The sequence below is a fragment of the Mobilicoccus massiliensis genome (genome assembly GCF_000826525.2).
In the GTDB taxonomy this organism is placed as follows: Bacteria; Actinomycetota; Actinomycetes; order Actinomycetales; family Dermatophilaceae; genus Mobilicoccus; species Mobilicoccus massiliensis.
Genome location: NZ_LN651325.1, coordinates 1 through 21,701, shown reverse-complemented (window position 1 = coordinate 21,701; position 21,701 = coordinate 1). Strand labels below are relative to the sequence as shown.

Below are 21,701 nucleotides of genomic sequence, written 5' to 3'. Positions count from 1 at the left end.
CAGCCTACGGATCGCCGGGTGGGCACCGACGAGCGCGACCCCGACGCGACCCCAGCGCGACCCGAGGGGCAGCGGGCGTGAGCCGCGTGACTCAGCGCGGGATGAGCACGGTGTAGTCGAGGTCGAGGACGACGTCGGGCAGGTAGGCACCGGCCTTGTCGCCCTCAGTCTGCCGGTACGGGAACTCCGCGCACGGCAGGTTCTTCGTCGCCACCGTGCGCAGCCGCAGCGCCCCGACGTCGGTGCGACCGGGGATCTCCATGCGTTCGAGCACCTCCGACCACGCGTGGATCGTGTCGCCCGCGAAGGTCGGGTTGGCGTGGGCGCCGGCGTTGATGGCGGCGATCGTCCACGCGTTGGCGAGCCCGTTGAACGAGAGCGATCGCGCGAGGCTGATGACGTGGCCGCCGTAGATCAGTCGCCGCCCGATCTTGGAGTCGTTCTGCGCGTACTGGTTGAAGTGGACCTTCGCGGTGTTCTGGTAGAGGCGGGTGGCGAGCATGTGCTCGGCCTCCTCGATGGTCATGCCGTCGACGTGGTCGATCTTCTCCCCGACCTCGTGGTCGCCCCAGACGAACTCGCTGCCGGCGAGCTGCCGCATCCGCTCGTCGTAGCGCACGTCCTCGACCGGCACGAGGAGGTCGGACGCCGCGACTGCGCCGGGCAGGTCGGGGATCTGCGCCTCGCCGATGTCGTCGGTGCGAGTGCGGCGGTTGACCATGACCCACCGCACGTACTCGCACACCATCTCGCCGTGCTGGTTGGTGCCGACCGAGCGCACGTAGACGTTGCCGTTCCTGCCCGAGGAGTTGGGCTTGAGGCCGATGACCTCCGAGGTGGTGGTCACGGTGTCACCGGGGTAGAGCGGAACGCCGAAGCGCCCGCCCGCGTAGCCGAGGTTGGCCACGGCGTTGAGCGAGATGTCGGGCACGGACTTGCCGAACACGAGGTGGAACGCGAGCAGGGAGTCGACCGGCATCCGCGGGTAGCCGAGGTCGCGGGCGAAGGTCTCGGCGCTCGTGGCCGCGAACCGGGTTCCGTAGAGGGCCGTGTACAGCGCGACGTCGCCGTCGGTGACCGTGCGCGGGGTGGCGTGCACGATCTCCTGCCCGATCTCGAAGTCCTCGTAGAAGTTGCCGCTCATGTTCTTGGCCGTCGTCCGGGTCACGGTGGCTCCTCGCTCGGGTCTGCTCGTCGGAACTGCTGGGATGCAGCTCGATCGTGCCATTCACGCCCCCGCCGTCGCCGCCCGGCGCGTTGTGTCCCTCGCCTCACCGGTGCGAACCCGCGGCGACGAACAGCGGCGGCAGGCGACGGAAACGACCGGTGGCCGGCGCCTTGGGACCGGCATTCCTTCACCTCTACCGTCCCCTTCGCCACCCGGGCGCACGGCCCCCGCGCCCGCTAGGCTGACACCCATGGCTGATCACTACGACGTCGTCGTCCTCGGTGCTGGTCCCGGTGGGTATGTCGCCGCCATCCGCGCCGCGCAACTCGGCAAGTCCGTTGCCGTCATCGAGAAGCAGTACTGGGGCGGTGTCTGCCTCAACGTCGGGTGCATCCCGAGCAAGGCGCTCCTCAAGAACGCCGAGATCGCGCACACCCTGAACCACGACAAGAAGAAGTACGGCATCGAGGGCGACGCCACGATGTCGTACGGCCCGACGCACAAGCGCAGCCGTCAGGTCAGCGCCGGCATCGTCAAGGGCGTGCACTTCCTCATGAAGAAGAACAAGATCACCGAGATCGACGGCTGGGGCACCCTGCAGAAGGGCAACACCATCACCGTCGAGGGCGACAAGGGCACCACCGAGGTCACCTACGACGACCTCATCATCGCCACCGGCGCCGTGGTCAAGACGATGGGCATCGAGCTCAGCGAGAACGTCGTCAGCTATGAAGAGCAGATCCTCGACGAGAACCTGCCCGGCTCGATCATCATCGGCGGCTCCGGCGCCATCGGTGTCGAGTTCGCCTACGTCATGGCCAACTTCGGCGTCGACGTCACGATCGTCGAGTTCGTCGACCGCATGGTGCCCACCGAGGACGTCGACGTCTCCAAGGAGCTGCTCAAGCAGTACAAGAAGCTCGGCGTCAAGGTCATGACCGGCACCAAGGTGGAGTCGGTGGAGGACACAGGCTCCGGGGTCAAGGTCACGGTCTCCCCCGCGGGCGGCGGCGACTCGCAGGTGCTCGAGGCCGACCGCATGCTGTGCGCGTTCGGCTTCCAGCCCCGCACCGAGGGCTACGGCCTGGAGAACCTCGGTGTCGAGCTCACCGAGCGCGGCGCGATCGCCGTCGACGAGTTCATGCGCACCAACGTCGAGCACGTCTACGCCATCGGCGACGTCACGGCCAAGCTCATGCTCGCGCACGTGGCCGAGGCCATGGGCATCGTCGCCGCCGAGACCATCGCGGGCGCCGAGACGATGCCGATCGACTACGACTTCATCCCGCGCGCCACCTACTGCCACCCGCAGATCGGCTCGATGGGTTATAGCGAGGCGCAGGCCAAGGACAAGGGTTACGACGTCAAGACGGCGACGTTCCCGTTCACCGCCAACGGCAAGGCGCAGGGCCTCGGCGACGCCGTCGGGTTCGTCAAGGTCGTCGCCGACGCCGAGTACAACGAGATCCTCGGCGCCCACATGATCGGCCCCGACACCACCGAACTGCTGCCGGCCCTCAACGTGGCCAAGCAGTGGGATCTCACCGCCGACGAGGTCTCGCGCGTCGTGTTCGCGCACCCCACCCTCGGCGAGGCCGTCAAGGAGGCCGTCCACGGCATCTCCGGCCACATGATCAACTTCTGAGTTCGACACTCCGACGCGAACGGCCCGACTCCCTTCGGGGGCCGGGCCGTTCGCGTGCTGCGGCTGCGTGGGCGGACTATTCCGCCGGCGCGCTGCTGCGTCTCAGGGCGCGGTCCTTGGCGCGGGACTGGCCGCCGCGGCGGTCGCGACGCACCTGCCGGCCGAAGTAGGAGCCGAGGCTCACCCCGCCGGCGATCGCGAGCCCGGTCGCGCCGGCGGTCCACAGCAGCGAGACCCCGTCGGTCTGCGGAGTGATGATCGGGGCGGGTTCGACCACGTAGTACAGGCCGCGGTAGACCATGCCGCCGGGCAGGAACGCGACGATGCCCGCCGTGCTGATGGCGAGGGCCGGCACCTTGAACGCCCACGAGCTGGGCTGGGAGACGAAGCCGACGACGACGCAGGCGAGCGCGGTGGCGGGGACGTTGCCGATCCCGACGCGGATCAGGGTTCCGTATACGAGCCAGCCGATGACGCCCATGATGGTCGAGACGATGATCGTGCGTGGCCCGGCGTAGCACCCGACGGCGAAGGAGATCGCGATGAGCGTCACCGCGATGAGCTGCACGACCGGCGACAACGCGAGGTCGGATTTCGGGATGAGGTAGGAGGGCACGTCGAGCCACGACGCCACGGTGATGACGGTGAGCACGCCGACGAGGATGCCGAGGGTGAGCACGAAGACCTCGAACGATCGGGCGGCGGCGGTGACGTAGTAGCCGTCGATGGCGTCCTGGGCGGCGCCGACGACCGACAGCCCGGCGAGCAGCACGACGATGCCGGTCGCGACGAGGACCGAGGGCCTGACCGAGTCCATGAGGAACGGCACGTGGCCGCGGGCGGCGACGATCGACATGGCGGCCACCGTCGGGATCGCGCCGCCGACCATCTGGCCGAAGAACGCGGCGAGCCGGCGACGTCCCGTCCACAGCAGGGCCCGGTCCACGATGCCGGAGAGCAGCATCGCCATGAGGATCTCGAGGGGCTGACCGCCGATGAGCGTCGCGACTCCCCCGCCGAGGAGGACGAACGAGGCGGTGATGACGCCGCGCCGGTAGAGGTGCGGGCGCTTCATGATCTCCACGAAGCGCTGCTGTGCGTCCTCGAGGGCGAGCCCCTCGTCGGTGATCTCGGAGATGAGGGCGTGGGTGGCGGCGAGCCGTTCGTAGTCGGGAACACGCACCTTGACGATGCGGATCATCGTCACCGGGTCCTCGAACGCGCCGCGGTGGTGGGTCACGGCGATCGAGGTGAAGGTGACGTCGACGTGGACCGACCTCAGCCCGTAGGCGTGGGTGACCGCCAGGACGTTCGCGGTGACGTCTGCGGCGGAGGCACCGGTGGAGAGGGTCGACTCCGCGATGCGCATCGCGAGGTCGATGACGGCACGCGAGCGCGCCTTCTCCACCCCGTCGTTGATCTCACGCAGGTCGAGACCCCACGTCGGGGCCTCGGCCGCGCGAACGGCGTTCTTGGCCTTGCGCAGAATGGAGAGCCGAGCCCGTTGCGGTGGCTTGTTGCCCCCCGTGGCGGCCTCGCTCACGGCCGACTCCATGAGGCCGACGTCGACGGTGTTGAAGACGCCCGAGGCGGGGTCGCTCGAGATCCCCGCAAGCTCCGGGTTCACCTGGGCCTTGTCGAGGTTGCCAAGCGAGGAGGCGGTGGGGAACTGCTCGGTCACACCCTCACTGTGAGCCATGGCGGCAGGGGCGGGCAAACCCGTCCGCATCCGCTGCCGACCTGGCCTTCGACCGGTCTCGTCGCACCCGGTGCCGGCTCGGCGGGCGGGTTCGCGGGGTCCGCCGGGCCGGGGGCGTTCCTCGTGACACGATGGCCGGGTGAGTGAGAAGCAGCCGATGTCCTCCGACCACCGCAACCGGCCCAAGAACAAGGAGTTCCGGGAGTTCATCGCCCGCGGTTGGGCGCCCCGTGACGAGAGGCTGCCCGACCTCGCCGAGGTCGCCGAATGGACGCCGGCGCGGCGCGAGGCACTGTCGGAGGCGTTTCCCGGTGAGCGGCTCGTGCTGCCCGCCGGCGGGCTGAAGGTGCGCAGCAACGACACCGACTACGTGTTCCGCCCGCACACGGCGTTCTCCTACTTCACCGGGCTCGGTGCCGACCGGGAGCCCGACGCCGTGCTCGTTCTCGAGCCGCGGCCGGAGGGGGGTCACGAGCCGATCCTCTACTTCCGCCCCCTCGCCCCGCGTGACTCCGAGGAGTTCTTCGCCGACTCCCGCTACGGCGAGTTCTGGGTCGGATCGCGGCCGACGCTGGAGTCGATGGCCGCCGAGTTGGGGATCGAGACCCGGCACGTCGAGCAGCTCGCCGACGCCCTGGCCAAGGACGCCGGCGCCGTGTCGCTGCGGGTCGTCCGCGATGCCGACGCCGAGGTCGCCGCCACCGTCGACCAGGTGCGCAGCGAGGCCGGTCTCGTCGCCACCGAGGAGCAACAGACCGCCGTCGCCGAGGCCGACGCCGAACTCGCCCGGCACTGCTCGACGATGCGCCTCGTCAAGGACGAGTGGGAGGCCGACCAGATGCGCCTGGCCTGCGAGGGCACGGCGCGCGCCTTCGACGCCGTGATCGCCGACCTCCCCGAGGCGAAGCGGCGCGGTCGCGGCGAGCGCTGGGTCGAGGGCATCTTCGGCCTGCACGCGCGCCACCACGGCAACGGGGTCGGCTACGACTCGATCTGCGCGGCGGGCAACCACGCCAACACCCTGCACTGGATCCGCAACACCGGTGACCTGCGCGACGGTGACCTGTTGCTGCTCGACGCCGGGGTCGAGGTCGACTCTCTGTTCACCGCCGACGTCACCCGCACCCTGCCGATCTCCGGCCGGTTCTCGGACGCCCAGCGCCGCATCTACGACGCCGTCCACGAAGCTCAGCAGGCCGGGATCGCGGCGTGCAGGCCCGGCAACCGGTTCAAGGACGTGCACGCGGCCGCCATCCGGGTCATCGCCCAGCACCTGTTCGACTGGGGCCTGCTGCCCGAGGGCGTCGACGTCGACACCACGCTCGATGCCGACACGGGCCAGTACCACCGCCGCTGGATGGTCCACGGCACGAGCCACCACCTGGGCATGGACGTCCACGACTGCGCGATGGCGCTGCGCGAGGATTACATGGACGCCGAGCTGCGTCCCGGCATGGTGCTCACCGTCGAACCCGGCCTGTACTTCAAGGCCGACGACGAGCTCGCCCCGGCGGAGTTCCGCGGCATCGGCGTGCGCATCGAGGACGACATCCTCATCACCGACGACGGCTGCGAGAACCTCTCGGCGATGGTGCCGAGCACCGCCGACGACGTCGAGGCGTGGATGGCGCGGATCCTCGGCGACGCCGGCTGACCGGTTCCGGCGCGCGCCGGCGCGTCGTGGCAGATGGGATGGCAGCGAGGACGGGGTGATCACCCCCGAATCGCGACCATCCCGTCTTCCTTCTCGAGTGGTGCGTGGGGAGCGCTCAGCCGTCGTGGCGAGGCTCGCGGTCGACGACCGGGTCGGAGGCACCGGGGTGCTGCGGGGCGTCGGGACGGTACGGCTCGCGGGGCTCGTGCGCCCGCTCGTCCGGCGCTGGAGTTCCCTCGTCGCGGGTGGCGGGACCCCGGAGGATGCCGTTGGCCTGACCGAAGGTGGAGCTCTCCACGAGGATCTCGTAGCGGGTGGCGATCACCTGGCTGATCGAGGTGAAGTCGCGCTTGCCCTGCGTGAACGCGTATCCGATCGCGGCCCAGATCGCGAAGAAGACCGCGCCCGCGACGACCGCCGACAGGATCGTCGGCCACGTGCTGCCCTGGACGAAGAACGACATGATGAGCCCGACCATGAGACCCATCCACATGCCGCTCAGCGCGCCGGTGCCGATCGCCTTGCCCCACGTCATGCGGCCCGTCACCCGCTCGACCTGCTTGAGATCGGTGCCGACGATCATGACGTTCTGGACGGCGAACCCGTGGTCGGAGAGGTAGTCGACGGCGCGCTGCGCGTCGTCGTAGGTGTCGTACACGGCGAGGCTGCGCGGGTTGTTCAGCTGCAGGGCGCTCGCCGACATCCGTCCGGGCATTCCAGGCTGCGTCGTCATGACACCATCCCATCACAAATGCGCCGGATCCGCCCGAGGGCGAATCCGGCGCATCGAAGAACGGCGTGGATCAACGTGCGGCGTAGTCCTTGAGCAGAGCTCGGCCGATGATCATCTTCTGGATCTCCGCGGTGCCCTCACCGATGAGCAGCATGGGCGCCTCACGGTAGAGACGCTCGATCTCGTATTCCTTCGAGTAGCCGTATCCGCCGTGGATACGGAATGACTGCTCGACGATGTCGGCGCAGTATTCGGCGGCGAGGTACTTGGCCATTCCGGCCTCGACATCGTTGCGCTTTCCGGAATCCTTGAGGCGGGCGGCGCGCACCATCATCTGGTGGCAGGCCTCGGCCTTGGTGGCCATGTCGGCGAGGCGGAACATGATGGCCTGGTGGTCGGCGATCTTCTTGCCGAACGTCTCGCGCTGCTGGGCGTAGTCGATGGCGAGCTCGAAGGCGCGACGTGAGACGCCGCACGCCCGGGCGGCCACGTTGACGCGGCCGACCTCGACGCCGTCCATCATCTGGTAGAAACCCTTGCCGGGCTCGCCGCCGAGCAGCTCGGCGTCGGTGGTGCGATACCCGTCGAGCACGAGCTCGGTGGTGTCGACGCCCTTGTAACCCATCTTCTCGATCTTGCCGGGGATCGTGATGCCCTCGCCGACGTTGCCGAATCCGGGCTCCTTCTCCACGAGGAACGTCGACATGTTCTTGTACACCGAATCCGCACCGGTGTCGGTCTTGACGAGGACCGCGACGAGCGTGGAGCTTCCGCCGTTGGTCAGCCACATCTTCTGGGCGTCGATCGTCCACTCGTCACCGTTCTTGACGGCCTTGGATCGGATTCCCGACACGTCCGAGCCACACCCCGGCTCCGACATCGAGAACGCACCGCGCACCTCGCCGGTGGCCATGCGCGGAAGGTACTTCTGCTTCTGCTCCTCGGTGCCGTGCTGCAGCAGCATGTACGCCACGATGAAATGCGTGTTGATGATTCCCGAGACACTCATCCACCCGCGGGCGATCTCCTCCACGCACAACGCGTAGGTGAGCAGCGATTCACCGAGGCCTCCGTACTCCTCGGGAATCATCAGCCCGAAGATCCCCATCTCCTTCATCGCCTCGACGATCTCGGTGGGGTACTCGTCCTTGTGCTCGAGCTCGGTCGCGACGGGGATGATCTGCTCGTCGACGAACTGACGCACGAGCGAGACGAGCTCGGTCTGCTCCTCGGTGAGGCCCTCGGTCTTCTGCAGGCGGGACATGGGCTGCCTTTCGGTCATCATCGGCCGGTTCTCCCGCAAAGTATGCCCCTGACCAGCCCGGCGGCACCCAGCCGCCCCTGTGACGCCGCCCACGCGGTGAGGGTGTCACCGCGGGAGGTTCGAGAGGTCACCGAGCAGACGTCTGCGTCTCGGCGAGCCCACGCAGAGTCCACAGCGCGGTGAGGTTGTGCGGCGTGGGGATGCCGTGGCGACGTCCGAGCTCCACGACGTGACCGGCGAAGATGTCGACCTCGGTGGGGCGCCCGGCGGCGACGTCCTGGAGCATCGACGTCCACCCGTCGACCGGCTGGGCCGAGAGCACGGCGTCCCAGCGCGCCAGGTCCGCGGCACCGAGGTCCACCCCTTCGGCGCGACCGACCGCGACGACCTCGTCCATGAGCGCGAGCATGAGGTCGCGGCGCGGGCCGTCGGGGACGAACGCGCCGTAGGGAGCTCGGGTGAGGGCGGAGGCCTGGTTGATGCCGACGTTCACCATGAACTTCCACCACATCGCGCGTCGCATGTCCGCCGGGGTCTCCCAGGCCAGGCCGGCGCGGTCGAGCACGGCCTGGACCGCACCTAGCCGATCCGTCTGCGTGCCCACGACCGCCGGGCCGACGACGAGCCGGCCTGCCTGGCGGTAGCTCACCCGGCTCCCGTCTCGCATCGCGTCCATCGCGAGCGCGATGCACAGCAGCACCTGCTCGGCGTCGAATGCCTCACCGAGGTGTTCCTCGCTGGCGAGGCCGTTGAGGACCGACAGGATCGTCGTGCGCGGCCCGACGACGGGCCGCATGTCCTCGACGGCCGTCTCCAACGCGTCCGACTTCACGGCGACGAGCACGAGGTCGACCGGCCGGGCCTGCTCCGAGCGCGGGTCGACGATCTGGGCCCGCAGCGGTTCGCCGTTGACCGTGAGGTCGTTCAACCGAGCCGCGCGCTCACCACCGGCGAGCATCACGACGGGCACTCCCGCCTTCGCCAGGTGAGCCGCGTACATCGCCCCCATGGCACCGGCTCCGACGACGGCCACGCTCTCGATCGCTGCAGTCACACGGGCATCGTAGGTGGGTCCGCACGGTGATCGTCCGGGCGCGTCCCGGCGCCGTGACCGGCGCGAGGCTCCGCCGGGAGCAGGGCCTTCAGTACACCCAGACCTTGTCCCCGTTCCGGAGTCCGGCGCTCGTCCACATCATGTCCATGGCCTTCGTGCTCACGCGGGCGCACCCGTGGGAGGCCGGCCGCGCGGGAATGAACCCGTCCCGGACACCGTGCACGGCATATCCACGGTGGAAGTACTTGGGACGGTAGAGCTTTCCCAACGGTGCCGTGCGCCAGCCCGAGGCGTACCCGCGGTAGATGCGGAACGAGCCGCGCGGGGTCGGGGTCGCCGCGGTGCCCGTGCTCGTGTTGACGACGTACTGCACCCGGCCGCCGACGACGAGCATGAGCACCTGACGCCTCAGGTCGATCTCCACGACTCGACCCTTCGTGCTCCGCGCCTTCGGACGCACGCCGCGGTCGAGTGCCCTCCACGTCGCCGGACCGGCGACCCCGTCCGGCCCGAGACCGGCGACCTTCTGCAACGCCATCACGGCCTGAGCGGTCGTGTGGTCGAACGTGCCGCTCGGCTTGCCCGCCCAGTAACCGAGGGAGCCGAGCCGCTTCTGCAGGGCGAGGACGGCCGGGCCGCGGGACCCCTGGCGCAGGGTCGTCCGGATGGGCGCGGGCGCCGGCTTCGCCGGGTCCGGCTTGACGGGCGTCGGTTTCGGCGCCGGCTTGTTCGGGCCCGGCTTGGCGGCAGCGACTGCCGTCACCGATCCGGTCGTCGACGACGAGACGACCGCCGCGGAGGCGGTCGGGGACGCGACGACGACACCCGGCACGCCGATGGCGAGCGCGGCGACGAATGGGACGACGAGACGACGAGACATGCTTCCCCCAGTGACCGAGGCTGCCCGGCAGTGGCAGCCGTTCCCCCCGCGGGCCATCGGCCCGGGCGACCGTTCAGGTCTGACGTTCAACTTAACGGGTCGAGGTCACGAGACGGCTCGATCACGGTCACACCTGGGAGACGACGCGGCGCCGTCGTTGCACAGTCGCGGAGAGACGAGCGGTCCCATCCCGGATTCGGGATGGGACCGCGTGGGTGTCGGGGTGCGCGGGTGCGGGATCAGGCGGTGAGCGTGGACCACTTCGAGGAGATGCGGCCGGTGAAGCGACGCGACCAGCTCGGGTCCTGCGTGCAGGCGGCGGCGACGTCGTACCAGCCCGCGGACAGCGTCCACGGCGCCGTCACGGTTCCCCGGGCGCGAACGCGGACGGTTCTGCGCCGGTTGTCGTACGCCTTGTCGGTGAGGGTGACGTCGAGGGCCCGCTTCGAGCGGTTCGTCACGACGACGTCGACGTGCCTGCCGTCCCGGCGTCCGACCAGCGTCATCCCGAGGTCGGCCGCAGCGCCCGAGGAGGTACCGGCCATGTCGACGACGAACCGGTCGGGCCCCCTCAGTGCGAGGTCGTAGGCCCCCTTCTTGAGCGGCACCTTCGTCTCGACGTCGCCCTTGACGACGTGGTGCGACGGCTCCTCCGGCAGGTTCGTGTAGTCGTAGAGCGTGACGGCGGCACCGAGGCTGCCGGTGTTCGACACCGTGACGGTGAACGAGTCGCCACGGATCGCGCCGGTCGCGCCGAGACCGTACGGCGTGGGGATGCTCGGCCGGCGCTTCTGCCCCTGGGCGGGCATCGCCTGGCCGTCCGGGGCGTCGGGGTTCCACCGCTTGCCGGGCTCGGCCGCGACCTTGGCCTCCGGCACCCCGGGGCGGGAGGCGCCGCGGTCGAAGTCGAAGGTGCTCGTCAGGTCTCCGACGACGTCGCGTCGGAACCGGCTGATGTTCGGCTCCTTCACGCCCGTGACCTTCTCGAGGAACATCAACGTGCTCGTGATGTCGAAGACCTCCGAACTGACGCGCCCGCCCACCGACCAGGGCGAGACGATCGTCATCGGCGTCCGCGGGCCGGGACCCATCGGGTAGGCGTCGTACCAGTCGTCGGAGTAGCTCCGCGGCGGCGCCGGCGAGGGCACGTGGTCGAAGAGCCCGTCGTTCTCGTCGAAGAGCAGGATGAAGACCGTGTGGTCCCACGTCCGCGGATGGCTGGCGAGGGCGTCGAGGAACTCGTAGGTGATGCGGGCGCCGAGCTCGGGGCTGGAGACGCTGGGGTGCTCCGACAGCGACGCCCGGGGCACGAGCCAGGAGACCTTGGGCAGGCGGCCCCGCTTCACATCCTCGGCGAACCGGGTCACGATCGTGCCGGGCTCGCTGCGGTACATCGCCCGGTCGAACAGGGACCGTTCGTCGGCCGTGAGCGACGCGCGCCCCGCGGCCAGCTCGCGCAGCAGGCGGTCCTGCTCGCCCTTGTCGGTGAGCTTGTTGATGGTGTCGTACACGTGCTCGGTGGTGAAGAACTCCTCGACACCCTTGGGCGGGGTCACGTGGGCGAGGATCTTGTGACCCACCTTCTTGAACGGCAGGAAGTACTCGACGGCGTTGTCGCCGTAGTTGTCCCACTCCTGGTAGATCTGCCAGGAGATGTTCGCGGCCTCGAGACGCTCGGGGTAGGTCGTCCACTCATATCCGGGGTGGTCGTAGTCGTTGCCACTGTTGAGGACGGCCCGCACGCCGGGCTTGCCGGGCTCGAACCCGGTCGTGCCCGACCACATGTAGTTGCGGTTGGGGTTGGTGCCGCCGTGCATCGAGCAGTAGGCCGCGTCGCACAGGGTGAACGCGTTGCCGAGAGCGACCTGGAAGGCCACGTCCTTGCGTTCGAGGTGGGCCATGCAGGTCTCGGTCTTGTGCTCGATCCAGCCGTCCCACCAGCCGCGGTTGGCCGCCTTGACGGCGTCGGGGTAGGTGTGCGGCGTCGAGCCGAGGTTCTGCACGTCGCTCTGGGGGCGACGCAGCTCGCTCGCGCGCCTCTCGAGCGAGAACGGAAGCACCGGCGGTTCACCCTTGCGCGGCTGGTGGAACACGTCGTCGCCGGTGCGCAGCCGCAACGGGCGGCGGTCCCCGAAGCCGAGGACACCGGGGATCGTGCCGAAGTAGTGGTCGAACGAACGGTTCTCCTGCATGAGGATGACGACGTGCTCGACGGCCTTGATGCCGCCTCGCGGGGCGGGGCGTGCCATGGCCGTGTGCACCGACGGGGGCAGGAGGGATCCGACGGCGGCGAGGGCGGCGGCGGCCGAGCCACCTTGCAGGACGGCGCGGCGAGAGACAGGTGGACATGCGGGCTCCGTTCGAGGAAGGGAGGATTCGTGGGTCGATCCTCGACATCCCCGCGGAGGACCACGTCACCATCGCATGACCACCCGACCAACGGTCGGCGACGATCCGACGACGGCATCGCGGTTCCAGCCGCGAGCCGTGGGACGACGGACGCCGCGTACCCGAAGGTGCGCGGCGTCCGTCGTCCGGCGAGGGCGTCGGTCCTCAGGAGGCGTCGGCCTCCAGCTGCTCGATGGCCTCGTGCATCGTGAGGGTGCGTTCGGCGGATTCGACGTGCAGGTTCTCGATCATCTTGCCGTTGTAGGTGACGACGCCCGAGCCCTTGCCGTCCTCCCAGGCCTTGAGGATGCCGCGTGCGTCGTCGACGGCCGACGGCGACGGGCGGAACGCCTGGTTGGCTCCGTCGACCTGTCCGGGATGGATGAGGGTCTTGCCGTCGAAGCCCATCCGGCGGCCCTGTTCGCACTCGGCGAGGAAGCCGTCGGGGTCCTTCACGTCGTTGTAGACACCGTCGACGATCGCCTTGCCCGCCGCGCGCGCCGCGAGCAGCGCGAGTTCCAGGCTCGCGACCAGGGGCTGACGACCGGGTACGTGCTCGGCGTAGAGCTCCTTGACGAGGTCGTTCGTGCCCATGACGAGGACCGACAGTCGCTCGGAGGCCGCGGCGATCTCGTGCGCCTTCAGCATGGCGATGGGCGTCTCGATCATGGCCCAGAGCATCGTGGTCTCGGGCGCGCCCATCCGGTTCATCTTCTCGACGAGCTCCTCGACCTCCTGCGCGGAGTTCACCTTGGGCACGACGATCGCGTCGGGGCCCGCCTTGGACGCGGCCTCGATGTCGGCGTCGTGCCACTGCGTGCCGATGCCGTTGATGCGGATCGTCACCTCGCGGCGCCCGTACTCTCCACTCGCGGCCGCGGCGCACGCCGCCTCGCGGGCCTCGGGCTTGGCGTCGGGGGCGACGGCGTCCTCGAGGTCGAGGATGAGCGCGTCGCACGAGATGGACTTGGCCTTCTCGAGCGCCCGCGCGTTGGAGCTCGGCATGTACAGCACCGAGCGACGCGGCCGGAACGTCGTCGTGTCGGTCATGACGTGCCCCCCGCCTTGGCGATGCCGGCCTGCTTGGCCGTGGCGTACTGCTCACCGAGCTCGGGATCGATCTTCGAGAGCGCCTCGGCGAGGTCGACGACGACCTGGCACTGCTTGCACGAGGCGTCGTCCTCCATCTTGCCGTCGACCATGACGGCCCCGGTGCCGTCGCCCATCGCGGTGACGACCTCGTAGGCGTGCTCGACCTCGGCCGGGTCGGGGCTGAACACGCGGCGCGCGATCTCGATCTGCTTGGGGTGCAGGGTCCACGTTCCCACGCAACCGAGCAGGAACGCGTTGCGGAACTGGTCCTCGCAGCCGACGACGTCGGTGATGTCGCCGTACGGGCCGTAGTACGGGAAGATCCCGTGCATCGCGCAGGCGTCGACCATGCGCGCGATCGTGTAGTGCCACAGATCCTGCTGGTGAGTGGCCCGCGGGGTCTGCTCGCCGTGGATGTCGTAGCCGTCGTCGGTCTTGGCCGCGTCGGCGCGCACGAGGTAGCCGGGGTGTCCGCCGCCGACGCGGGTCGTCTTCATGCGGCGGTCGGCCGCGAGGTCGGCTGGGCCGAGCGAGATGCCCTGCATGCGCGGCGAGGCACCGGCGATCTCCTCGACGTTGGCCATGCCGCGCGCGGTCTCGAGGATGGCGTGGACGAGGATCGGACGCTCCAGTCCGGCCTTGGCCTCGAGCTGGGCGAGGATGCGGTCGACGTAGTGGATGTCCTCGGCGCCCTGCACCTTGGGGATCATGACGACGTCGAGCTTGTCGCCGATGTTCGTCACGAGCGTCGTGACGTCGTCGAGGAACCACGGGGAGTCGAGGGCGTTGAGGCGCGACCACAACTGGGTCTCACCGAAGTCGGTGCTCTTGGCGATCTCGACGAGGCCGTTGCGTGCGGCCTCCTTGTTCTCGGCCTTGACCGCGTCCTCGAGGTTGCCGAGCAGCACGTCGACCTGACCGACCATGTTGGGGATCTTGGCCGCCATCTTGGCGTTGCTCGGGTCGAAGAAGTGGATCGCCCGCGAGGGGCGGGCCGGGATCTCACGAAGCGGGGTCGGCGCCCCGACCGCGAGGGGGGCGAAGAAGTCCTTGGGGCTGCGCATGTGGCGATGTCCTCCCACGTCGTCGTGTTGGTGATCGTCCATGCCGATGACCGCACGACCAGGGGCGGATCGGCTCGATCTCGAGCCTAACAGCGGCCCTGCGATCAGCGATTTCCGGCGCTGAGACGCTCATCACGCCGCGTGCGGCACGGCTCGACCAGGCTCTCGAGAGACATCAGGGGCGGATGACGGTCATGCCGGGAGTCGTGCCGTCGTTCATCGCGAGCAGGGCGGCCGGAACCTCGTCGAGGCCGATCGTGCGGGTGACGAGATCCTGGGGGCGCAGCCGGCCGCCTGCGACCATCGCCATCATCTCGGGGTAGTCCGACGCGGCCATGCCGTGGCTGCCGAGCACGTCGAGTTCGCGAGCCGTGACGACGCCGATCGGGAACACCGGCTCGGTGGCGAAGAGCCCGACCTGCACGTAGCGCCCGCGCGGGCGCAGGGAACGCACGGCCGCCTCCGCCGTCGCGGGTCGCCCGAGGGCCTCGAGCGCGACGTCGGCCCCGTCGCCTCCGGCCGCTTCCGTGACACGGGCCGCGACCTGCGCCGGGGTGAGCCCGGAGGCATCGACCACGGCCGCCGCCCCGTGACGCCGCGCGAGGGCGAGCGCTCCGTCGGAGACGTCGACGGCGATCGGTCGGGCACCGAGAGCCGCCGCGATCATCACGGCCGAGAGCCCCACCCCGCCACACCCGAACACGGCGACCGACTCCCCCGCCTCGACGCGCGCCCGATGCCGGAGGGCGCGAAAGCTCGTCGCGAACCGGCAACCGAGGCTCGCGACGGCCGCGGCGTCGACGTCATCGGGCACCCGCACGAGGTTGACCTGCGCGTTCTCGACCGGAACGAACTCCGCGAACGAGCCCGCGTGGGTGAAGCCCGGCTGGGTCTGGGCGGGGCAGACCTGCGCGTCGCCCGCCCGGCAGTATCGGCACTCACCGCAGCCGCAGACGAACGGTGTCGTCACCCGGTCGCCGACGACGAACTCGCGCACTTCGTCCCCGACCGCGGCGATGCGGCCCACGAACTCGTGTCCCGGAACGTGCGGCAGCGACACCCCGCCGTCGTGACCGGCCCACGCGTGCCAGTCGCTGCGGCACAGGCCCGTCGCCTCGACCTCGACGACGACCCCACGCGGCGACGGCTCCGGGACGGCCACGTCGGCCACCCGCGCCGGCGCTCCGAACTCCTCGACGTACACGGCTCGCACGACGCACCTCCCTCTCCGGCTGCGCTCGCCGGATTCCTCACCGACACTAGGCGAGGGCACCCATACGTCGACGGTCGCGCTCGCGGGCACGGAACTTCGCGGTCCGTCTGCGCGTCGTCCGCGGTGACACCGCAGTCCGCAGCCCCGGTCGCCACCCGTCACGCCCTCGTCGTCAGGAGCCGCCCATGCCCGCGTTCGTCCTCGCCGCCGCCCCGCCCACGGACGGCATCGGCGGTTGGGTGGTGCAGGTGATGGACACACTCGGAGCGCCGGGTGTCGGAGTGCTCGTCGGCCTCGAAAGTGTCTTCCCGCCGCTGCCGAGCGAGCTCGTGCTGCCGATGGCCGGCTTCACCGCGAGCCTGGGATCGCTCTCCCTCGTCGCGGCGATCGTGTGGGCGACCGTCGGCTCCGTCGTGGGGGCGTGGGTGCTGTACGGGCTGGGTGCCGTGCTCGGTCGGGATCGCGTCGAGCGCCTCCTCGACAAGGTGCCGCTCGTCGACGTCGAGGACATGCTCAAGGCCGAGGACTTCTTCGTGCGGCACGGCACGAGCGCCGTGCTCGTCGGCCGGGTCATCCCCGGCGTGCGCAGCCTCGTCTCGATCCCGGCCGGTCTCGAGCGCATGCCGATCCTGCGCTTCTCCCTGCTCACCGGAGGCGGCAGCCTCGTGTGGAACGCCGCCCTCATCCTCGCCGGCTACTACCTCGGCGAGGAGTACGCGGTGGTGCAGCAGTACACGAGCTACATCCAGTACGCGGTCTTCGCGCTCGTCGCGGCGCTGCTCGGGTGGTACGTCGTCAAACGGGTGCGCCGCCACCGCGAGCGCGGCGGCGACGACGCACGCTCCGGGAGCCGCTGACCGACGCCCCGCGGCGCTGCCGGGCCCACATGTCGTCACGAACAGGGCCTCTGACGTGCCGGGTTGTACCCTGCGAGCGTGAGCCAGAGCACCCGGGTCTTCGTCGCGCGCCTCGCCGGTCTCGCGGTCTTCGACCCCCTCGGCGACCAGGTCGGTGTCGTTCGCGACGTCGTCGTCACGTTCTCCTCCACCCGTCGCAAGCCGCTGGCGGTCGGCCTCGTCGTCGAGGTCGCCGGGCGGCGACGGGTCTTCGTCCCGCTGACGCGGGTGACGAGTATGGAGGCCGGTCAGGTCATCACGACGGGGCTGGTCAACATGCGTCGCTTCGAGCAACGCCCGACCGAGGTGCGGGTCATCGCCGAGCTGCTCGACCGCACGGTCACCGTGCGGGAGATCGACGAGGAGCCGTACGAGGCGACGGTCGAGGACGTCGCGATCGAGCGCGTGCGGGCGCGGGAGTGGTCGGTGGAGAAGATCTTCGTGCGCAAACCCGACCCGCGCGAGAAGTCTCTCTTCCGCATCACCCGCCGCCGCGGGGAGACGGCGCTCGTCGACGTCGATCGCGTCAGCGGCCTACGCGAGCACGAGGCCGACCAACGCGCCGACCTGTGGCTCGACAATTTCGACGACCTCAAGGCGGCCGACCTCGCCGAGATGATCCGCGACCTGCCTCCGGCTCGGCGCCTCCAAGTCGCGGGCGGTCTGCGCGACGAGAAACTCGCCGACGTCCTCGAGGAGCTGCCCGAGGACGACCAGGTGCAGATCCTCGCCGCCCTCGAAGGCGAACGCGCCGCCGACGTCCTCGAGGAGATGCAGCCCGACGACGCCGCCGACCTTCTCTCCGAGCTCACCCCGGAGGCCCAGGAGCGCTACCTGCGCCTCATGGAGCCCGAGGAGGCCGAGGACATCCGGCGACTGCTCACCTACGACGAGGACACCGCCGGTGGTCTCATGACGACCGAGCCGGTCATCCTCCCGCCCGAGGCGACGATCGCCGAGGCCCTCGCGACCGTGCGCCGCTCCGAGCTCTCCCCCGCACTCGCTGCCATGGTCTACGTGTGCCGCGCCCCCACCGAGACGCCCACCGGCAAGTTCCTCGGCATCGTCCACATCCAGCGTCTGTTGCGCGAGCCACCGCACGAGTCGATCGGCTCCGTCATCGACAAGGACGTCGAGCCGCTCGCCCCCGACGACTCCGTCGCCGCGATCACGCGTGAGCTCGCGACGTACAACCTCGTGAGCCTGCCCGTGGCCGACGAGGACGGCCACCTCGTGGGTGCCGTCACCGTCGACGACGTACTCGACCACCTGCTGCCGGAGGACTGGCGCGAAGACCGACTCGACGAGGTGACCGATGGCTGAATCCCCCACCCGAGGTCGGCTCGACCAGCCGCGTGAGACCCACGGCCGCCGCATGCGCATCCCGCGCATGGACCCCGAGGCGTTCGGACGCGGCAGCGAGGCGTTCGCCCGCTTCATGGGCACCCCGCAGTTCCTCATCTACATGACCGTGTTCTGCGCGGTGTGGCTCTCCTGGAACACCCTGGCGCCCGAGACCGTGCAGTTCGACCCGCGCTCGCTCAACTTCACCCTGCTCACGCTCATCCTGTCGCTGCAGGCGAGCTACGCGGCGCCGCTCATCCTCCTCGCGCAGAACCGACAGGACGACCGCGACCGTGTCGGTCTCGAACAGGATCGGGCGCGCGACGAACGCAACCTCGCCGACACCGAGTACCTCACGCGTGAGGTGGCCGCGCTGCGCATCGCCTTGCGCGACGTGGCGACCCGTGACTTCGTGCGCTCCGAGCTGCGGGACCTGCTCGAGGAGATGGCCGAGAGCCGCGTCGCCGACGAGGAGGACGACGCCGAGGAGCGCGAGCGGCGCCCCCGCAAGAAGAAGAAGGGCAAACGCCAGCAGCCCCCGATCGAGGACCCGTTGCCGGTGGCAGGTGAGGACGCGGTCAGCGAGGGACTCGGGGCGATCGAGGCCACTCGCGCGCCCGACGAGGGCCCTGCGGGCTGACGACGGGACGCCGGTCTCAGCGGGTCAGCGTCACCTCGTCGACGCGCCGCCCCCGGTCGTGGTAGGTCGAGGCCGTGAGCCGGGTCGCCGACGTGGTCACCGCGGTATACGTGGGGCGCCGACCCTGATCGCGTTTGGCGGCCCACGGCGTGCCGCTCACCAGCGGGTACATCTTGCTGCCCGAGCTCGAGTTCAACGTGAGGTAGAGGGTCTCCCCGCGTCGCGGGCGGTGAACGGTTGGGTTCGCGCTCCCACGCCGCGAGATGCGCGGGCCGTTCATGAGGTGCGTTCGCACATAGCTGTGATCGTGGCCGCCGAGAACGAGGTCGATGCCCTGGCGACCGAACTCCGGGGTGAGGCCGGCGCGGAAGGCGCGCACGTCGGCGTCGTCGGCGTGGCTCGAGCCGGAGAACGGCGAGTGGTGGAAGCCGACGATGCGCCAGGTCACCCGCGGGTTGGCCGCGATGACCTTGCGGAGGTAGTCGCGGTGCACGGCGAGGCGCTTCTCGTTGCTGTCGAGCGCGATGACGAGCGTCTTCCCCTCGACGAAGTACGCGTTGCCCGTGCCCGGAGCACGCCCGGTGGACACGAGGTTGGGGGCCACGACGTGCTGCCCGTACTGCGGCGCGCGGCGGGCCTGGTCGTGGTTGCCGATGAGCGTCGCGAGCCGCTGACCGCGCAGAGCCGGCGGCGCGAAGAACGCGTCCCACTCGGCCGACGCGGCCGGGTCGTTCACCTGGTCACCGAGGGAGAAGACGAACCGCGGCCGGGGGTGGCGGCGCAGCGCCGTGTCGAGGGTGCGAGCCCACCCGGCCGCGCCGTTCACCGTGCGCCCGGATCTCGTGAGCTGGGGATCGCCGAACGCGAGAAAGGTGCCGTACTCCCCCGCCGGGGTGGTGAACCGCGAGACCGACGACCATCCCGAACGGTGTGATCCGACGCGGTAGGCGTAGGTCGTGCCCGGGCGGAGTCCCGTCATCGCGGCATGCACACTCGACCATCCGCGTTCCGACGCAGGACGCGCTGCGGCCTTCCGGCGCACGGGTGCGGCGGGCAGCCGGCCGGCGGGCGTTGCGACGCCGTATTCCACTCTCTGGCCGGACGTGGAACGGGCGAACCACGTCACGGTCGCCCGGGCGGGGGTGGCCCCCACCTGAAGGCTCACGGCCTTGACGGTCTGAGCGGCCGCCGCAGGCCGGGCCGACCAGGGGCCCGGCCCGGCCGCAGCGATGCCGAGCACGAGAACGACGGCGCACAGAACGCCGGACGAGCGATGACGAAGCGACACGTGTCCCTCCCAGAATCGTGATCCGCCCTCCACGATGACGCGCCTGCGTGACGGGAACGTGAACGGTTGCTCCCGACCGCGCCAGGAGGTACCGCCTCCTCCCGTGCCCCACCGCGCCCCACGGATCGGGGCCCTGCACCCCGGCCCTAGAGTGGGACGCATGTCAGTACCCACGACGGAGACTCTTCTCCAGGCTCTCGCCGGCGTCGAGGACCCCGAGATCCACCGCCCCATCACCGAGCTCGGCATGGTCGACAACGTCTCGATCGACGACGCCGGCCGTGTCGCGGTGACCATTCTGCTCACGGTCGCCGCCTGCCCGCTCAAGGACACCCTCAGCCGAGACACCGACAAGGCGCTGCGCGCCGTCGACGGCGTCACCGACGTCGACGTCACGCTCGGCGTGATGAACGACGAGCAGCGCGCGGCGCTCAAGCAGCAGTTGCGCGGTGGCCAGGCCGAACGCGAGATCCCGTTCGCCAAGCCCGGCTCGCTCACCCGCGTCTACGCCGTCGCCTCCGGCAAGGGCGGCGTCGGCAAGTCGTCGGTCACCGCCAACCTCGCCGTCGCGCTGGCCGACGCCGGGCTGCGGGTCGGCGTCGTCGACGCCGACATCTACGGCTTCTCGATCCCCCGCATGATCGGTGTCGACTACCCGCCGACGCAGGTCGACGACATGATCATGCCGCCGGAGTCCAACGGCGTGAAGGTCATCTCGGTCGGCATGTTCGTCCCCGGCAACCAGCCCGTCGTGTGGCGTGGCCCGATGCTGCACCGCGCGCTGCAGCAGTTCCTCGCCGACGTCTTCTGGGGCGACCTCGACGTCCTGCTCCTCGACCTGCCGCCCGGCACCGGTGACGTCGCGATCTCGGTCGCCCAGCTCATCCCGGGCGCCGAGATCATCGTCGTGACCACCCCGCAACAGGCGGCGGCAGAGGTCGCCGAGCGCGCCGGCTCGATCGCCACTCAGACCCACCAGCGCATCGTCGGCGTCATCGAGAACATGTCGTGGCTCGAGTTGCCCGACGGCACCCGCCAGGAGATCTTCGGCTCCGGCGGTGGCCAGCAGGTGGCGGACTCCCTCAGCCGCATCGTGGGCACCGACATCCCGCTGCTCGGCCAGATTCCGCTCGACGTCTCGCTGCGCGAGGGCTCGGACACCGGATCGCCCGTGGTCAACTCCAACCCCGACGGCCCCGCCGGCGTCGCCCTACGCGGCATCGCCAAGGGCCTCGCCACCCGCGCCCGCGGGCTGGCCGGTCGCAAACTCGGCCTCACGCCCCAGAGCCGCTGACCGCACCCACGAAGAGGCCCCTCGAACAGGCGTTTTCACCCGACCCCAAGCGCGCCAGCCGCTCGAACAGGCTCTTTCACCCCACCCCACGGCCTCATCCCCGCTCGAACAGGCGTTTTCACCCCACCCCGCGGGTTCATCCCCGCTCGGACAGGCACTTCCACCGGACTCGCCGGGATGAAAACGCCTGTTCGAGCGTCAAAACCAGGTGAAAACGCCTGTTCGAGCGTGAAGGCCCGGTGAAACGGCCTGTTCGAGCGGGGGTTGGGAATCCCGACGACACGGCGAGGGCACCGCGACCGTGCGCGACCCCACGCGCACGCCGGCGACACCGCTCGAACAGGCGGTTTCACCCGGCCCCAGGCCCCACCAGCCGCTCGAACAG

General features: G+C 70.0%; 16 protein-coding genes and 1 pseudogene. 6 read left to right on the top strand and 11 right to left on the bottom strand.

Annotation, left to right across the window (positions count from 1 at the left end):
- Positions 1-91: 91 nt before the first annotated feature.
- Positions 92-1,168, bottom strand: a complete 1,077-nt coding sequence (locus BN1197_RS01840; RefSeq protein ID WP_245851789.1) for a MaoC family dehydratase — start codon at positions 1,166-1,168, stop codon at positions 92-94.
- A gap of 250 nt (positions 1,169-1,418) precedes the next feature.
- On the opposite strand from BN1197_RS01840, the gene lpdA reads away from it, so the two are divergent.
- Positions 1,419-2,813, top strand: a complete 1,395-nt coding sequence (gene lpdA, locus BN1197_RS01835) for a dihydrolipoyl dehydrogenase (RefSeq protein ID WP_040155707.1) — start codon at positions 1,419-1,421, stop codon at positions 2,811-2,813.
- Between the two features lie 76 nt (positions 2,814-2,889).
- Here the strand turns inward: lpdA and BN1197_RS01830 are convergent, their stop codons facing one another.
- On the bottom strand, positions 2,890-4,494 hold the full coding sequence (locus BN1197_RS01830) for a threonine/serine exporter family protein (RefSeq protein ID WP_176489691.1): 1,605 nt from the start codon (positions 4,492-4,494) through the stop codon (positions 2,890-2,892).
- A 157-nt stretch (positions 4,495-4,651) separates the two neighbouring features.
- Between BN1197_RS01830 and BN1197_RS01825 the strand changes: the two genes are divergently transcribed.
- A complete protein-coding gene (locus BN1197_RS01825) occupies positions 4,652-6,166 on the top strand; it encodes an aminopeptidase P family protein (RefSeq protein ID WP_040155705.1) in 1,515 nt (504 codons plus the stop codon).
- Between the two features lie 115 nt (positions 6,167-6,281).
- On the opposite strand, the gene BN1197_RS01820 is transcribed toward BN1197_RS01825, so the two are convergent.
- From BN1197_RS01820 to BN1197_RS01785, 8 genes and pseudogenes are all read right to left on the bottom strand, one after another.
- On the bottom strand, positions 6,282-6,899 hold the full coding sequence (locus tag BN1197_RS01820) for a YflT domain-containing protein (RefSeq protein ID WP_245851788.1): 618 nt from the start codon (positions 6,897-6,899) through the stop codon (positions 6,282-6,284).
- Between the two features lie 70 nt (positions 6,900-6,969).
- Positions 6,970-8,163, bottom strand: coding sequence for an acyl-CoA dehydrogenase family protein (locus tag BN1197_RS01815; RefSeq protein WP_040155704.1), 1,194 nt, complete (start codon positions 8,161-8,163; stop codon positions 6,970-6,972).
- A gap of 127 nt (positions 8,164-8,290) precedes the next feature.
- Complete coding sequence (locus tag BN1197_RS01810) at positions 8,291-9,217, bottom strand: ketopantoate reductase family protein (RefSeq protein WP_082043537.1); 927 nt, start codon at positions 9,215-9,217, stop codon at positions 8,291-8,293.
- 88 nt (positions 9,218-9,305) lie between these two features.
- Positions 9,306-10,097 carry a L,D-transpeptidase family protein gene (locus tag BN1197_RS01805; protein ID WP_082043536.1) on the bottom strand — a complete coding sequence of 264 codons (792 nt, stop codon included), beginning with the start codon at positions 10,095-10,097 and terminating at the stop codon, positions 9,306-9,308.
- Between the two features lie 239 nt (positions 10,098-10,336).
- Positions 10,337-12,421 (bottom strand): annotated as a pseudogene (locus tag BN1197_RS01800) (phosphocholine-specific phospholipase C); the annotation flags it as partial.
- Between the two features lie 229 nt (positions 12,422-12,650).
- Positions 12,651-13,535: an HpcH/HpaI aldolase/citrate lyase family protein gene (locus BN1197_RS01795; protein ID WP_040155700.1), complete on the bottom strand. Its 885-nt coding sequence runs from the start codon at positions 13,533-13,535 to the stop codon at positions 12,651-12,653.
- Complete coding sequence (locus tag BN1197_RS01790; protein WP_040155885.1) at positions 13,532-14,641, bottom strand: HpcH/HpaI aldolase/citrate lyase family protein; 1,110 nt, start codon at positions 14,639-14,641, stop codon at positions 13,532-13,534. Before BN1197_RS01790 ends, BN1197_RS01795 begins: the two co-directional genes overlap by 4 nt.
- Positions 14,642-14,816: 175 nt before the next feature.
- Positions 14,817-15,854 carry a zinc-dependent alcohol dehydrogenase family protein gene (locus BN1197_RS01785; RefSeq protein ID WP_040155698.1) on the bottom strand — a complete coding sequence of 346 codons (1,038 nt, stop codon included), beginning with the start codon at positions 15,852-15,854 and terminating at the stop codon, positions 14,817-14,819.
- Positions 15,855-16,039: 185 nt separating this feature from the next.
- On the opposite strand from BN1197_RS01785, the gene BN1197_RS01780 reads away from it, so the two are divergent.
- The 3 genes from BN1197_RS01780 (at position 16,040) to BN1197_RS01770 (ending at position 18,734) form a co-directional block, all read left to right on the top strand.
- Positions 16,040-16,711: a DedA family protein gene (locus BN1197_RS01780; protein ID WP_040155697.1), complete on the top strand. Its 672-nt coding sequence runs from the start codon at positions 16,040-16,042 to the stop codon at positions 16,709-16,711.
- Between the two features lie 78 nt (positions 16,712-16,789).
- Positions 16,790-18,073: a magnesium transporter MgtE N-terminal domain-containing protein gene (locus BN1197_RS01775; RefSeq protein WP_040155695.1), complete on the top strand. Its 1,284-nt coding sequence runs from the start codon at positions 16,790-16,792 to the stop codon at positions 18,071-18,073.
- Complete coding sequence (locus BN1197_RS01770) at positions 18,066-18,734, top strand: DUF1003 domain-containing protein (RefSeq protein WP_082043535.1); 669 nt, start codon at positions 18,066-18,068, stop codon at positions 18,732-18,734. The genes BN1197_RS01775 and BN1197_RS01770 overlap by 8 nt, the downstream gene beginning before the upstream one ends.
- A gap of 16 nt (positions 18,735-18,750) precedes the next feature.
- On the opposite strand, the gene BN1197_RS16980 is transcribed toward BN1197_RS01770, so the two are convergent.
- Complete coding sequence (locus tag BN1197_RS16980) at positions 18,751-20,184, bottom strand: purple acid phosphatase family protein (RefSeq protein ID WP_245851787.1); 1,434 nt, start codon at positions 20,182-20,184, stop codon at positions 18,751-18,753.
- Between BN1197_RS16980 and BN1197_RS01760 the strand changes: the two genes are divergently transcribed.
- On the top strand, positions 20,183-21,316 hold the full coding sequence (locus BN1197_RS01760) for an Mrp/NBP35 family ATP-binding protein (RefSeq protein WP_040155691.1): 1,134 nt from the start codon (positions 20,183-20,185) through the stop codon (positions 21,314-21,316). The two genes, BN1197_RS16980 and BN1197_RS01760, sit on opposite strands and share 2 nt — an antisense overlap.
- Positions 21,317-21,701 lie beyond the last annotated feature (385 nt).